The 14,999-nt window shown below is 46.7% G+C and carries 11 protein-coding genes; 3 read left to right on the top strand and 8 right to left on the bottom strand.

Features of this window, described 5'->3' with window-relative positions:
• Window positions 1–92: 92 nt before the first annotated feature.
• Window positions 93–1,622 carry an OmpA family protein gene (locus DXN05_RS22230; RefSeq protein WP_116849495.1) on the bottom strand — a complete coding sequence of 510 codons (1,530 nt, stop codon included), beginning with the start codon at window positions 1,620–1,622 and terminating at the stop codon, window positions 93–95.
• A gap of 204 nt (window positions 1,623–1,826) precedes the next feature.
• Between DXN05_RS22230 and DXN05_RS22225 the strand changes: the two genes are divergently transcribed.
• Both DXN05_RS22225 and recJ read left to right on the top strand, forming a co-directional pair.
• Complete coding sequence (locus tag DXN05_RS22225) at window positions 1,827–2,789, top strand: polyprenyl synthetase family protein (protein ID WP_116849494.1); 963 nt, start codon at window positions 1,827–1,829, stop codon at window positions 2,787–2,789.
• Between the two features lie 66 nt (window positions 2,790–2,855).
• Window positions 2,856–4,571 carry a single-stranded-DNA-specific exonuclease RecJ gene (recJ, locus tag DXN05_RS22220; RefSeq protein WP_245975277.1) on the top strand — a complete coding sequence of 572 codons (1,716 nt, stop codon included), beginning with the start codon at window positions 2,856–2,858 and terminating at the stop codon, window positions 4,569–4,571.
• 69 nt (window positions 4,572–4,640) lie between these two features.
• On the opposite strand, the gene htpG is transcribed toward recJ, so the two are convergent.
• From htpG to DXN05_RS22200, 4 genes are all read right to left on the bottom strand, one after another.
• Window positions 4,641–6,485: a molecular chaperone HtpG gene (gene htpG, locus DXN05_RS22215; protein WP_116849493.1), complete on the bottom strand. Its 1,845-nt coding sequence runs from the start codon at window positions 6,483–6,485 to the stop codon at window positions 4,641–4,643.
• A 311-nt stretch (window positions 6,486–6,796) separates the two neighbouring features.
• The gene (gene yidC, locus DXN05_RS22210) at window positions 6,797–8,650 is read right to left on the bottom strand and encodes a membrane protein insertase YidC (protein ID WP_116849535.1); all 1,854 of its coding nucleotides are present in this window, start codon (window positions 8,648–8,650) and stop codon (window positions 6,797–6,799) included.
• 162 nt (window positions 8,651–8,812) lie between these two features.
• On the bottom strand, window positions 8,813–10,984 hold the full coding sequence (locus DXN05_RS22205; protein WP_116849492.1) for a S9 family peptidase: 2,172 nt from the start codon (window positions 10,982–10,984) through the stop codon (window positions 8,813–8,815).
• A gap of 95 nt (window positions 10,985–11,079) precedes the next feature.
• Complete coding sequence (locus tag DXN05_RS22200) at window positions 11,080–12,729, bottom strand: CTP synthase (protein ID WP_116849491.1); 1,650 nt, start codon at window positions 12,727–12,729, stop codon at window positions 11,080–11,082.
• 397 nt (window positions 12,730–13,126) lie between these two features.
• On the opposite strand from DXN05_RS22200, the gene DXN05_RS22190 reads away from it, so the two are divergent.
• On the top strand, window positions 13,127–13,645 hold the full coding sequence (locus DXN05_RS22190; RefSeq protein ID WP_147314039.1) for a hypothetical protein: 519 nt from the start codon (window positions 13,127–13,129) through the stop codon (window positions 13,643–13,645).
• A gap of 14 nt (window positions 13,646–13,659) precedes the next feature.
• On the opposite strand, the gene proC is transcribed toward DXN05_RS22190, so the two are convergent.
• From proC to DXN05_RS24790, 3 genes are read right to left on the bottom strand one after another with little or no spacing between them, the layout of a single operon-like run.
• Window positions 13,660–14,460: a pyrroline-5-carboxylate reductase gene (proC, locus tag DXN05_RS22185; RefSeq protein WP_116849488.1), complete on the bottom strand. Its 801-nt coding sequence runs from the start codon at window positions 14,458–14,460 to the stop codon at window positions 13,660–13,662.
• Window positions 14,457–14,834, bottom strand: coding sequence for a type II toxin-antitoxin system VapC family toxin (locus tag DXN05_RS22180; RefSeq protein WP_116849487.1), 378 nt, complete (start codon window positions 14,832–14,834; stop codon window positions 14,457–14,459). Before DXN05_RS22180 ends, proC begins: the two co-directional genes overlap by 4 nt.
• Window positions 14,827–14,991 (bottom strand): hypothetical protein, encoded by a 165-nt coding sequence (locus DXN05_RS24790; RefSeq protein WP_158559404.1) that lies wholly within the window; start codon window positions 14,989–14,991, stop codon window positions 14,827–14,829. The genes DXN05_RS22180 and DXN05_RS24790 overlap by 8 nt, the downstream gene beginning before the upstream one ends.
• Window positions 14,992–14,999 lie beyond the last annotated feature (8 nt).

Raw genomic sequence — 14,999 nt, 5'->3', positions numbered from 1 at the left:
TTTTTTAAGCATGTGATTGCCAGTTAATAAAAGCATAAAAAAAACCTTCCGCACTAGACGGAAGGTTTTTATGGGCGCAAAAAGTATTAAACTTATTTAGTACGCTTCAGGTTCGGGTGAGGAGCAGGTACTGTGTTAGGACCTTCTTCAGTTGTACCCTGCAGGTCAACTGTGTTGTTGTCACCTTCCTGGCCGTAAGTGAAGATCAGGCGGCTTTCAGAAATACCTTGTTTTTCGATCAGGTAGTTTCTTACAGCGTTCACGCGATCCCAGCTTAACTGCTGAGCACGTTTGTCAGAAGCACCGTAACCAACCAGTTTCACTTTACAAGTAGGATTAGCGTTCAGTTTTTCAGCTACGCTGGCCAGCAATGCAGTTGCATCTTTAGTCAGTTTAACTGTACCGCTTTTGAACTTGATGCTAGGTAAGTCAGTGATTGCGCACTCGTTGGCTGGTTTGTAGTTAGCCAGTTTGTCGCGCAGTTCTTTACAGCATTCTGGTTCTGGGCAGTTACCAACACCATCAGCGTTAACAGGGAAACATTTCTGAGGTGTCAGCAGTTCTTTGTCTTTGTAGTCAGGAACACCGTCACCATCAGTATCTTTTGCTACACCATGAGAATCAACAGGTGCACCGGCAGGAGTGTTTGGTTCCTGGTCGAACTGGTCTGTTACACCGTCACCGTCTGCATCAGGCAGAACAGGGGTCGGGATTTTCATGTGTTTGGGAGCATTCAGCTCGTTGTAGATAAAGTTGTTGGGGTTGATCCACCACAGCGGAGCCACTCTTCTTGCAGAGTTACCCAGCGCGTAGTTGAAGCGGATGCTGGTTAAGCTCCACACGTCATTGGCATTACCGCCTTTGTAAGCATCCAGGTAATCATAACCTGTCAGCGGAACGGTAAACCTTTGTTCAATACCGATATTGAATTTGTCGCTCACTTTGAAGGCTACACCTGTACCAAAGCTGGCACCGTGCATCAGTGCCCAAGCGTGACGGCCGTTAACTTCAGCACCACCAAAAGTAGTGATTAAGCCAGACTGTGTATTAGCTGAACCGTTTTGACCATAAAACAAAGCATAACCATCGCTTTGTCCGCCACCAGGATACTGGAATTTAGTTCTGCTGGCAACCAGGTCATAACCTGCCAATACGTACCAGTCAACTTTAGGATTGCCCCTGTAGTGGCTGAGTGCGTTCAGAGAGAAGATCACGTCCAAAGAACCCATGTGAGTCTGGGTTTTGTATGGTACCTGACCGATTGAAGTGCCATAAGCACTGGGTTCACCCTTGTCCAGCTGACCAAAGTAGCCAAAACGCAGAGAAACTACGTGGCCGAGCGCCTTTCTCAGAGAAAGACCACCGCCGATGCCTACTTTAGATTTCACGTCTCCAAAAATGAAAGACGGCCCTACCGCACCGCCAAGTTCCCACATGTTGCGTGGTTTGGGGGGATAAGGATACTGATTGTTGATGAACTCGTTGTGCTGAGGCATGTTGCTGGTAGAAACTTTCGAAGAGTCTTTCCACCAGTCCGCGTTAGCGTCATTCTTTTGTGCAAATGTGGCTGTTTGAACCAGACCTAAAAGGCCTAAGATCCAAGTGTACTTTTTGCTTGCCATAGGTATAATTTAAATTTTTGTTTAATGTTTCCCTACCTAGATTACTACAATGTATCCCGGCAAAGTTAAATATTGGTAATAAAATACCAAATTTTTACAATTTATTTTGTCATGTTTTATTTGAGCTTAGACAGCAATGGGCATGCCAATGTTGCGTGGACTATTTAAATTTTATTTCAGGTATATTGCAGCCAAGTTTCAACAATGGAATTAGCACGCAAGGTTATATCATCAGAACTGGCTCAGTTTGAGATACATTTCAGGGATGCTGTAAAAAGCCGTATCCCTTTGCTGGACAGGATTATGCAGTACCTGGTACGGAGAAAAGGCAAGCAAATGCGACCCATGTTCATTTTTCTGAGCGCCCGCCTCGGGGGCCCGGTAAATGATGCAACTTACCGTGCAGCATCGCTCGTAGAACTGTTACATACCGCAACACTGGTACACGATGATGTGGTAGACGAATCAATGGAAAGAAGGGGCTTTTTCTCCATAAATGCACTCTGGAAAAACAAAGTGGCTGTTTTAGTGGGCGATTATCTGCTGTCTAAAGGCCTGCTGCTGTCGTTGGACAATGAAGATTTTAAAGTGTTACAGATTCTTTCACAGGCTGTTAAAATGATGAGTGAAGGTGAACTTCTCCAAATGGAGAAATCACGCAAGCTCAACCTCGATGAAACTATCTACTTCGATATTATACGGGGAAAAACTGCCTCATTACTCGCATCCGCCTGTGCAGCCGGGGCTTATACCACTTTCAACGATATCACCAATACCGAGAAAATGCGCCTCTTTGGTGAAAAAGTAGGGATGGCCTTCCAGATTAAGGACGACCTGTTCGACTACGGCAGCGAAAAAATAGGCAAACCTACCGGCAACGATATCAAAGAAAAAAAGCTTACCCTTCCGCTTATTTACACACTCAATAACTGCGATAGTGTATTGCGCCGTAAATTGATTTACATCATCAAAAACGAAAACACCCGGAAAGACAAGGTTAAATTCGTGATTGATGCAGTACAGGATGCCGGCGGCATGGCTTATGCCACACAAAAAATGCTGCAGTACAAGGCCGAAGCCTTAACCGTATTACACGAATTTGAAGATACCGAAGCACGCAGGGCGCTGGAAGAACTGGTAACCTACACTACCGACAGGCATTACTAAGGTTATCTGCCATGCGCGCAATGCAGTTGGTTACAATAACTGCAACCCGCACCCTATAAACATTAAATGGTTACTACATCAATGCAAAAACGCTGGAACATATTACAGGCGCCTGCTGTTACAGTAAGTGCATTACAGGAGACGCTTAAAATCAACAAAACCATTTGCCAGCTGCTGGTTCAGCGAAAAATAACCAGTTTCAGCGAGGCAAAGTCTTTTTTCCGGCCACAACTCTCCGACCTCCACGATCCCTGGCTGATGAAAGACATGCAGAAAGCCGTAACACGCGTGCAGCAGGCTTTCGCAGCAAAAGAAAAAATACTGGTATTTGGCGATTACGATGTGGACGGCACCACTTCAGTAGCCAGCATGTACCAGTTTATTCATGCCTTACACCCGCTCTCCGATTTCTATATCCCGCACCGCTATAAAGAAGGGTATGGCATTTCACTGCAAGGCATTGAGTTTGCCCGCGACAATGGCTTTACCTTGATCATATCGCTCGACTGCGGTATTAAATCCGCCGATTTAATTGCCCATGCCAAAACACTCGGCATCGATTTTATCGTGTGCGATCACCACATGCCCGATAAAATACTGCCGCCCGCAGTGGCCATTTTAAATCCCAAACAGCTCGACTGCACTTACCCTTACAAGGAATTGTGCGGCTGTGGTGTGGGTTTTAAACTCATGCAGGCACTGGCCTATACCCTGCAACTGCCCGACAGCAGCTACCTCCGCTACCTCGACCTGGTGGTAACCGCCATCGCCGCAGACATTGTGCCCATTACCGGTGAAAACCGCGTACTGGCTTTTTACGGGCTCAAAAAAGTAAACGAAGATCCCTGCGCAGGCATCAAAGCACTGATGCAGCTGGGCAACGTAACCAGGGAAGTACAGATTAACAGCCTCGTATTTGTAATAGCCCCGCGTGTGAACGCTGCAGGCCGTATGGACAATGCACGCAAAGCCGTACAGCTCTTCGTAGAACCTTCGCTGGACAAGGCTTTGGAATTTGCCGAACTGCTGCACAACGATAATACCGACCGTAAAGAAGCAGACGCCAGCATTACCGAAGAAGCACTGGCACTGATACATGGCGATGAAATAATGCGCGCGCGCACCACCACCGTAGTGTTTCGCGAACACTGGCACAAAGGCGTAGTAGGCATTGTAGCCTCCCGTTTAATTGAATCGTATTACCGCCCTACCATTGTGCTTACACGCAGCGGCGATATTGTGGCAGGCAGCGCACGCAGCGTAAGCGGTTTTAATTTATACGAAGCCATTCACGCATGCCGCGATCACCTGCTGGGTTATGGTGGTCACTTTGCCGCAGCCGGCATGACGCTGCTGCCCGAAAATGTTACCGCTTTCAGCAATAAGTTTGAAGAAGTGGTGGCTGCTACTATCACCAAAGACCTGCTGGTGCCCGAAATCATTATCGATGCTGAGGTCACATTTTCCGAACTCTCGCACAGCTTCTTTGGCATACTCACACAAATGGAACCCTTTGGCCCTGAAAATATGCGGCCGGTATTTGTAGCCAAAAAGGTAACCGATACAGGTTTCTCTAAAATTGTAAAGGATCAGCATATCCGCTTTGTGGTAAAACAACACAATATCACCTTTACCGGTATTGGTTTTAACATGGCTGCCAAATTTCCGCAACTGCAGCTGAAACACCCGGTAGACATAGTGTTTACGCTGGACATGAATGAATGGAACGGCGAAAAAACATTACAGCTGAAAGTAATTGATTTCAGGTTAAGCGAGCTGTAAACAGCTTTCCCATAAAAAGAAAACCCGGTGGCATGCCACCGGGTTTGTTATTTACAAACGTGTTGCTGACTACATCAACTCAACACTTCTGTTAATGAAATTGGTTAGGCTGGCGCCTTTCAGCAATCCCTGCGATAACAATGCAAGATCTGCCAGGTTGCGGATTTGCTTTCCTGCTTTTGCCTGGTCTGCTTCCTGCAGCAATGACTGGTAAATTTTGTGGTTACCATTCACAGTAAGTGTTACTTCATCGGGCATGGTAGCATAGAAGGCAGTCATACCGCCACCTGCAGCCCCCATATCTTTCATGCGGCGCATAAACTCAGGGCGTGTAGCTACAACCGGCGCTGTTTCTGCACTCAGTCCTTTTACTTCCACCGTCATACGCAGCTCAGGCGCATCAAACTGGAACAGTTCTTTCAAACGTGTTTCTTCATCGGCAGAGAGTACACTTGCTGCGTGCTCCTGTTTATCAATCAGGTTGTCAACAATATCGGCATCTACACGGGTAAAGCTCACACCCTCCCATTTCATTTCCATATTGTTGATAAACGCAGCATCAATCAGCGTTTCAGCCTTAATTACCTTGTAACCTTTGCCCTGCGCAGCTTTGATGTACGCATCCTGCTGAATGGGATCGGTTGTATAAAGAATAACGGTTTTACCGTCTTTGTTTTTCTGTAAAGCTTCTGTTGCGGCTTTGTATTCTTCCAGCGTGTAGAAGGTACCACCTGCCGCATCTTCCATTACCAGGAATTTGTTGGCTTTGTCCAGGAATTTGTCATCAGTCATCATACCGTACTTCACAAACAGGCCAAGACTTTCCCATTTTTCTTCAAACGATTTACGGTCGTTCCTGAAAATCTCTTCCAGTTTGTCTGCTACTTTCTTCGTGATGTGCGCGTTGATCTTTTTCACATTCGGATCGCCCTGCAGGTAACTGCGGCTTACGTTGAGCGGGATATCCGGGCTGTCAATGACGCCATGCAGCAACATCAGGAACTCTGGTACAATGTCTTTCACCTCATCGGTTACAAACACCTGGTTAGAGTACAGCTGAATTTTATCTTTCTGTATTTCGTAGCTCTGCTTAATCTTGGGGAAGTACAGGATACCGGTGAGGTTAAACGGGTAATCCACGTTGAGGTGTATCCAGAACAAAGGCGTTTCGCCATAGGGATACAGCTCACGGTAAAACTGCTGATAGTCGTCTGCAGTTAATTCAGACGGCTTTTTAACCCAGATAGGATTGGTATTGTTGATGGGCTTTTCTTCAACAACCTCGTCGGTTTTTACTTCTTCACCTGCATCTTTGAAGTAAATGGCCACCGGCAGAAAGCGGCAGAACTTTTCGAGGATGCCACGGATACGGCCCGGTTCCAGAAACTCCTGGCTTTCTTCGTTAATGTGCATCACAATGCGGGTGCCCCTGTCTTCCTTGTCAATTTCGTACAGTTCAAATTCAGGGCTGCCGTCACAGCTCCAGAATACACCCTTGGTGTTTTCGCGAAAGCTTTTGGTGAAAATTTCTACCTTATCGCTCACCATGAACGAGCTGTAAAAGCCCAGGCCAAAGTGACCGATAATGTTCGCGTCTTTATATTTATCCAGGAACTCTTCAGCACCGCTGAAAGCCACCTGGTTAATGTATTTATCTACTTCTTCGGCAGTCATACCAACACCCCTGTCAACAATGCTCAGGGTTTTGGTTTTGGCATCTACAATTACATCAATACGCAGTTCGCCCAGCTCGCCTTTCGCTTCTCCAATGGAAGAAAGCGTTTTCAGCTTCTGGGTGGCATCTACCGCATTGCTCACCAGCTCCCTTACAAAGATTTCATGATCACTGTAGAGGAACTTTTTAATGATCGGAAATATGTTCTCTGTCTGAACCCGTATCTGGCCTTTTTGCATAAGTGCGATTTTTTTGTTTTCTCACATCAAAGTCAATACCAACCGGCTGCCGACTGACAGGATGACCGCCCTGCAAGGCTTGTATCTGTTTTGACCGTCAGAAAGCGCAGGTTACGCCCCATTGTAGCCCGGGTTTGCGGCAGTACTACCTGACCGTCTCTATGAGCTTCTCCCTATTTTCCCTTTCCTGCTTTTCCGGCTAACCGGCTAAAAACATCCTTGCATCAGCACAAAACCGTAATACCCGCCAGGCAAAATGCCCCCGCAAAACTGTCAGTTTGCGAGGGCATTTCTATAGATAACCGGATTGGTTATTTCTTGTTAGTCTTGTTTTTCAGATCCTGCACTTTTTTCTGTGCTTCCATCATCTGTGAATAACGCTCCTGGAATTTGCTCTGCGTTTTAGGGGCTTTGCGTTTCTCCTCAATTTTGGCCATGATTTTATCATGATCAATAATGTAGTGCTGTATCACAAACTGCAGGGCCAGGGTTACCAGGTTTGATACTGTATAGTACCAGGTAAGGGCCGATGACAGGTTATTGAATACAAAGAACAGGATGAAAGGGAAAATATACGGCATGTACTTCATGGCAGGATTGTCCTGCGTAGGCGTCATGCTCATGTTGTAGATAGAGATCAGGAAGCTGGTGATGATCGCCGTAATGGTGAACAGGCTAATATGGTCGCCGATCAGCGGCAGTGAACGGTGGAAATTTACCACCATATCAGAAGCCGAAAGGTCTTTCGCCCAAAGGAAGCTTTGACCGCGCAGCAAAATATTGGCGCTGAAGAAGCTTGACAAGGCGAAGAATATCGGGATCTGCAGCAATGCCGGGATACAGCCGCCGAGCGGGTTTACCCCTGCTTCGCGGAATAATTTCATCTGCTCCATCGCAAAGCCCTGCTGGTCGCTGCCGAATTTCTTCTTCAGCACATCCAGTTCAGGACGCAGCAATTTCATTTTGGCACCGCTTACATAGCTGGAGTAAGTAAGCGGGGAAATAACGATACGGATAAACAGCGTAAGCAACGCAATTACCCAGCCATAGTTACCAATGAAACCGGCGAAGAAATTAAACACCGGCATAATGATCCAGCGGTTAATGTATTTCACAAAAGAGAATATGCCTGAACCCAGGTCAACGATATTCTCCATTTTGTTATCGTATTTCTTCAGGATATAATAGTCATTCGGACCAAAATACAGCTGGAAGGGAACGGTTACAGAAGCACCTGCAGGCACCTGCACTTTAAAGTTGCTGGTGGTGGCAAACAGCTCATGTGAAGAATCTGACTGCTGTGTAAACTCAGTAGCACCGCTCTGTATCTTGTTTTTGGCAGCAACCAGGGTCACATTAAAAAACTGCTGTTTGATGCTTACCCAATCAGTAGGTTTTTCAAATTCCTTTCTTTTGGCATTGCCGGCAATTTTGTAATCATAACCACCGTCTTCCACAAAGCACACGCGGCTTTGCTGGCGTTCGTAGGTTACGGAAGCCTGTTGTTGCTGCATCATGTAATCCCACGCAATGTTCATGGAATTGCCGTTAAGCAGTTTGTCAGCGCCGGTGAGCGATACATTCCAGTCAATCAGGTAATTGTCTGGCTTAACAATATACTGGTGTGTAATGCTTTCGCCACCGTTATCAGAGAGCGTGAAAGTAATAGCCTGGCTGCCGTCTGCATTTTTAACTACCTGGCCTGCGTTGAAGAACAGCTCTGACGTTTGCGCTGCGTGGCCATTGGAAGTGTTAACATTGTACGACAGGTTATCTTTAGCAGTACCGCCCATGATGACCTGGGTACTGTCGGTGCTGCGGTATTTTTTCAGTTCTACGCTTTTCAGCTGTCCGCCCTTGTTGGTGAAAGTGGCCTTCATGAGGCTGTTTTCTACAACCACCAATTGTTCGGTACCATTGGCTGCAGAGGTAAAATTGCCTGCTTTGGCAGCGCGGAGCAATGAATCTGTGCGAAGTGAATCAACCCTTGCTGCAGCGGTGTCAGCAATGCGGTTGTGGGCTGCAATAACTGCGGCGGTTGAATCAGCTATTCTCTTTTTTTCAGTGAGAACGGCCTGCTGCTGTTTGTTGGTATACCAGAAAAATGCGAAAAAAAGCACACCCAGCAAAACAAAACCGATAATCGTATTCTTATCCGTCTTCATAAATTGAAACAAAAAATTGAGCGGCAAAGGTAATCATTGGCAGACAGATTGCTCCAGCAAGTTTTATAAGCTGGTTTTCAGCCAGATGAGCGGCATGTAGTTCCCAGGTCGCGGTTTATTGTGGAGCGGTGAGCAGGCAGTAGTTCCCTCACTCACCACTCACTATCTCCCTCCCCCCGGGCAGTTCCGCTGCAGAAACTCTGTAAACGTACTTGCCAGGTGTTCAGATGTTCCTTCCCCCTCATAAATACCATGCGTACGGTTAGGATATACCATCAGCTGAAACACCTTGTTGTTTTTGATCAGCTCGTTAATCACCATTTCCGCATTCTGGTAATGCACATTGTCATCACCGGTGCCGTGTATCAGCAGCAATTTACCACGCAGGTTTTTCGCATACGTAATGGGCGATCCTTTTACAAAGTCTTCCCTGTTTTCCTGCGGAATACCCATGTAGCGTTCCTGGTAAATATTATCGTAGGTAAGCTGGTTGGCTACTGCTGCAATGGCAATACCGGTTTTATAAATATCGGGGTATTGAAACAGCAGGTTCAGCGTGGTAGATCCGCCGCCGCTCCAGCCCCATACGGCGATGCGACTGCTGTCTACAAACGGCCATTCCAGTATTTTCTTTGCCGCCATCGCCTGGTCGCGTATGTTAATGCGACCGATGTTGCGGTAAATAGCCTGGCGCCAGGCCGTGCCCTTGGGAGCCGGTGTACCACGGCCATCCAGGCTAATCTGTATATAACCATCGTTGGCCAGGCTGCCAGTGTATAACCCGTTGTAAGCCGCGCCGTATGCATCACGTACGGTTTGCGAAGCAGGCTCGGTATATACGGTAAACAGTACCGGGTATTTCTTGGTTGAATCAAAATGCAGTGGCTTTACCATCCAGCCATCGAGTGTAATGCCATCTTCAGTAGTTACCTGGAAAAACGTGGCCGGACTAACTACTACACGCGACACTGCGCGTACGCCATTGCTTTTAATGACTTCGTGCGCAGGCAAACGAACCCAGTCGCGCGTGCCCGGCGTATTAATGTTGGAGTAGCTATGAGAAGCATACATGCCATTGGGCGATACATCGTAACCGTGTGTGCCTGGCTGCGTGGCAGGTGATAACCTTACAGAATCACCGCTGCCATTGGCATTAATGCGATACAGGTATTGCTGCGTGGCATTATAGGGCGATGCCATAAAATATACATTACCCGTTTTATCATCAATGGCGTTGATGCTGATAACATCATAGTTGCCCTTGGTTGCCAGCTTCTCTGATTTGCCATCGCGGCTTACAAGATAAATATGACGGTAGCCATCCTTCTCAGACACCCACAAAAAGTCTTTCCCATCATGCAGCCATTCCCAGCCGGCAGCTTCATCTGCAGGCAGGGCCTTTACATCAATCCATGCCTTGCTGGTTTCGGTGATCACCTGTTTGGCTGCACCGGTAGCAATATTGCAAATGAAAACATGGCTTTCGTTCTGTTTCCTGTTTAACTGCTGCAGGATGATTTCGGTATTATTCGCCGCCCATTCCATACGTGGAATATAGTGCTGGCGCGTATCACCGGGCACCTGCATCCAGCTGGTTTTGCCAGAGCTTACATCTACCACACCTACTTTGCACGCAGAAGGGTCTTCCCCTACTTTGGGATACTCAACAGGAACAGTAAAAGAATAAATAGAATCAGTATTGTTGATCATGAGAAAGTTGCGGATAGCGCGCGCATCAATCTGCCAGTAGGCAATATGTTTGCTGTCTGCACTCCACCTGAAACCATCACGGCAGTCAAATTCTTCTTCATAAGCCCAGTCGAATGTGCCGTTAATCAAACGGTCAGTACCATCTGTGGTAAGCGCTTTCACCGCACCTGTAGCCACGTTTTCTGTATACAGATTGTGCCGGCTTACATAGGCCACCTGTTCGCCATTGGGTGAAAATTTCGCAAACATGAGTGAGGCAGCGGGTTGTTTTTTACCCAGCTGGCTCAGCTTGCCACTGGCAACATCCAGTACCCAGTAATCGCCGCGGGTATCCCTGCGCCATACGCGCTGGCTATTGGTATAGATGAGCATTTTTTTGCCGTCTGCCGAAAAGCTGAAGCTGCGCACTTTTAACGGGGCGCTGCTTCCGGCAGGTATCAGTTTTGCTTTTTCAACCACGGTTTCGTGTGTAAACCCGGGCAGGGTGTACCTGGCAATTTCTCCATTCTCGGCTTTGTAGTAAGCGTCGCCGCTTGTTGTCCACTGAATGTTTTGTGCAATGGCCTGCTGCCACAGCAGCGCCGCCATGCAGGCAATGCATAAGCGTAATCGTTGTTTCATCATGTTATAGCGTATCGCGTTTGAGGAAGTAAAAATAGAAAAAGGGACTGCAACTTGTCCTATTGCAGTCCCTTTTCATTGTATCAGGAAGAAAATAATTAAATGATTTCACCCTGCAAAACCGGGTTCTTCAGCGAGCTTTTCTGCTCATTGTATTGTTTGGCAGCAGCGACAAATGATACGAACAGCGGGGCAGGTTTTTCTACCGTGCTCTTCAGCTCGGGGTGATACTGCACACCAATAAAGAACGGATGTGAAGGTATTTCCATAATCTCCACCAGGTTGGTTTCAGGGTTGCGGCCGCTGAATACCATGCCTGCTTTTTCGTACTGTTCCTGGTATTTGTTGTTAAACTCGTAACGGTGACGGTGACGTTCGCTGATGTGCAGGTTATTGTAAATCTTGTGTGCCAGCGTACCTGCTGTAATTTCACAGGGGTAAGCGCCCAAACGCATGGTACCGCCCATCATGGTAATCTGTTTCTGCTCTTCCATCATATTAATAACGGGGTTGGCAGTATTGGCGTCCATTTCGGTGCTGTGCGCGTCTTTAATACCCAGTACATTACGGCCGTATTCAATTACCGCCATCTGCATACCCAGGCAAATACCGAAGAAAGGCAGCTGCTTTTCACGCGCATACTGAACGGCAACAATTTTGCCTTCAATACCACGCACACCAAAGCCGGGTGCTACCAGCAGGCCGTCGAGACCTTCCAGTTTTTCTGCCACGTTTTCTTCGGTAATATATTCACTGTGTACGTTAACCACCTGTACTTTCACCTCGTTCATGGCACCGGCATGTACAAAGCTTTCCAGGATAGATTTGTAGGCATCCTGCAGCTCAATGTACTTGCCAATCAAACCAATGGTAACCTTGCTTTTAGGGTATTTCAGTTTATCGAGAAAGCCCTTCCATTTATCCAGTTCAGGCTCTTTGAAATTGGTGATGCGCAATTTTTTCATACAAATGAGATCGAGTTTCTCGCGCAGCATTTCGAGCGGCACTTCATAAATGGTTGGCGCATCCATGGCCTCGATCACCGCTTCTGTTTTTACATTACAAAACAGCGCAATCTTGCGTTTGATATCATTACCCAGCGGCTCTTCGGTACGGCATACAATCACATCGGGATGTACACCTGTTTCGCTGAGCATTTTTACGCTGTGCTGTGTGGGTTTGGTTTTTAATTCTTTGGCAGCCTTCAGGTAAGGGATCAGTGTAAGGTGCACTACTACCACATCTTCTTCCGGCAGCTCCCATTGCAGCTGGCGAACCGCTTCAATAAACGGCAGGCTTTCAATATCGCCTACAGTACCACCTATTTCTGTGATCACGATATCGTATTTGCCTTCCTTACCCAGGAACAGCATGCGGCGTTTTATTTCATCGGTAATGTGCGGCACCACCTGAACGGTTTTACCCAGGAAAGCGCCCTGGCGTTCTTTGTTAATCACCGTTTGGTAAATACGGCCGGTAGTTACGTTGTTCGATTGGGAAGTATAAATGTTCAGGAAACGTTCGTAGTGGCCAAGGTCAAGATCGGTTTCTGCACCATCTTCGGTTACATAACACTCGCCATGCTCGTATGGGTTTAAAGTTCCCGGATCAACGTTGATATAGGGGTCTAACTTCTGAATCGTAACACTTAAACCGCGCGCCTGCAGCAATTTTGCCAGCGAGGCCGCGATAATTCCTTTACCCAAACTACTGGTTACCCCTCCGGTAACAAAAATGTACTTTGCCATAACAAGATGGTTAAAAAACGTATTTATTAAGATGATCTTTTACCTGTTTTTGTTGGAGCCGAAGACGGAAGATAGCATGGGCAATGCCTGTATCAGGTTTCCGTTGCGTCGCACCCTTTGCGACCAGTACAATACCGTACAAAAAAAGATTTGGCTATGCCTGCTGCCAGCCATTGCGCAAAAGATAATTATAGTACAGTAATTAGTTTGAGTGGTCATGCAAAGCTACGCCAATTTTTGCTTCAAAAAAAATGGCAGCGCCGGGGAAATTGATTTTAACTGTTCAACAAGGGGCAGTATTCATGCTATTCATTTTCCTGCAAAGGCTTGCGCGCAGCCGGCTGTTTTGTAATTTCCCGGTTTGCCTTTTCCGGCAGTAACCAAAACACTTCACCTTATGAACTTCATCAAAAAGCTGGTTATACCCAGCGAATCGCGCAGCAGCGAGGCCAGGCAAAAGCTGGGCCTGCTGTTCAGCCTAGTAGTACCACAGGCAAATGATTACCGGATTGTATATGGCAACTACCAAACGGAAACCGCCAGCATAACCAAACGAACGTTTACATATTACAATTATGCTGTAGGTTATCAGCCCGGTACGTTGCAAATAGCTGTTGTGGGTATAGATGCTGCGCTGAGAGAAGCGTCTTCTCCCCTGTATTTTAACCCGGCCAATCTTAAAAAAGCAGGCAAAGGCTTTTCACAGGCCTATTATTTTGAAAACCTTGCGGGCGATTCCGTTTATTTCCGGGTGCCGCCGTTCACTTTGCGTTTTGGCAGCGCCAGCCAGTTTCAGCCGCCCATTTTCCAGGAAGAAGAGGAAAAGCTCTTCAAAGCGTTCTTTAAAACAAACTTTGGGAAAGAGGAAAAGCTCTTCAAAGCGTTCTTTAAAACAAACTTTGGGAAAAAGAAGTAACCGTTAAGCAACGGTTACATATCGTTCACTATTTTTTTATAACTGGTTACCACGCCTTTGATCAATGATGAACTAAAGCCCTGGTGTTCCATTTCGTTTAAGCCGGCAATGGTACATCCCTTGGGTGTGGTAACTTTATCTATTTCCTGCTCAGGATGCGTGTGGCGGGTCAGCAGCAACTCAGCTGCGCCTTTCACGGTTTGTGCGGCAATCAGTGAAGCCGTTTGCGCATCAAAACCTATTTCAATACCACCCTGTATGTTGGCACGTATATAACGCATGGCATATGCCGTACCACAGGCGCCCAGCACGGTCGCTGCATCCATCAGCTTTTCTTCAATCATTACGGTTTTGCCCAGCTGGTCAAACAGGTTGGTTACAAACTCCTCCTGCTCAACCGATGCATTGTGTTTGCAAATGCAGGTAATGCTTTGCTGAATGGCAATGGCCGTATTGGGCATGGCACGGAACAGGGTAAAATTGTTGCCCAGCACTTCCTGTATGTCTTTAATCCACACACCGGTAATCACGCTTACCAGCGCATGTTTTTCCGGGTTCAGGTGCGGCTGCAGTTTCGATAAAATATCTTTTACCTGGAAGGGTTTTACGGCCAGTATCACCCAATCCGCATACTTAACAGCTTCTTCATTGTCGCTGGTTACCAGCACGCCCTTTTCTTCGAGTGAACGGAGTGTGGCAATATTGCGCTTGGTAACAATAATGTGTTTGGGCGAAATAAAACGGCTGCTGATTAAACCCTCTGCTATAGCGGTGCCCAGGTTGCCGCCACCAATAATGGCTATTTTTTTGCTCATAAGCTGGGAATAAGATTTATGAAATTGATCTCTTTGACTTTTGAAAAGTCCTTATCTGCCGATACCAGCGGAATATCAAACTCTAAAGAACAAGCAGCGATCAATGCATCTGCCAGCTTAAGATTATATTGAGATTTGAGCCAGATGGTTTGTTGACGGATCTGATAGTTATAATCAATGTAAAGGCATTCTTTAAAAAACTGCTGCAGTACTTTCCTGCTCGCAGCGGTCATTCCCTTCCAGCCCAACAGTTCAATTTCTGACACGAAGGAAATAGCCAGCTTTTTCTGATTGACAAATGGATAAATGGTGGGATTCTGGTTCAATGCATATAAAACAATATTCGTGTCAATCAGGATTAAATCTTTATTCATCACGCCACTGTTTTTGCAGTGTCAGCGGATCTCCACCCGTCCATTTTATCTTACCCGCATATTTTGATAAGTCGACCGGTTTCAGCTTATCCGGTAGGGAAGCAATGATTTCTGTCGCCTTCTTTTTCGTTACTTTTTTCTTTACCTGGATGGTCATAAGTACAG

The organism is Deminuibacter soli (assembly GCF_003412455.1).
Classification (GTDB): domain Bacteria; phylum Bacteroidota; class Bacteroidia; order Chitinophagales; family Chitinophagaceae; genus Deminuibacter; species Deminuibacter soli.
The sequence above is the reverse complement of the archived record's forward strand: the minus strand, read 5'-3'. Positions and strand labels throughout refer to the sequence as shown.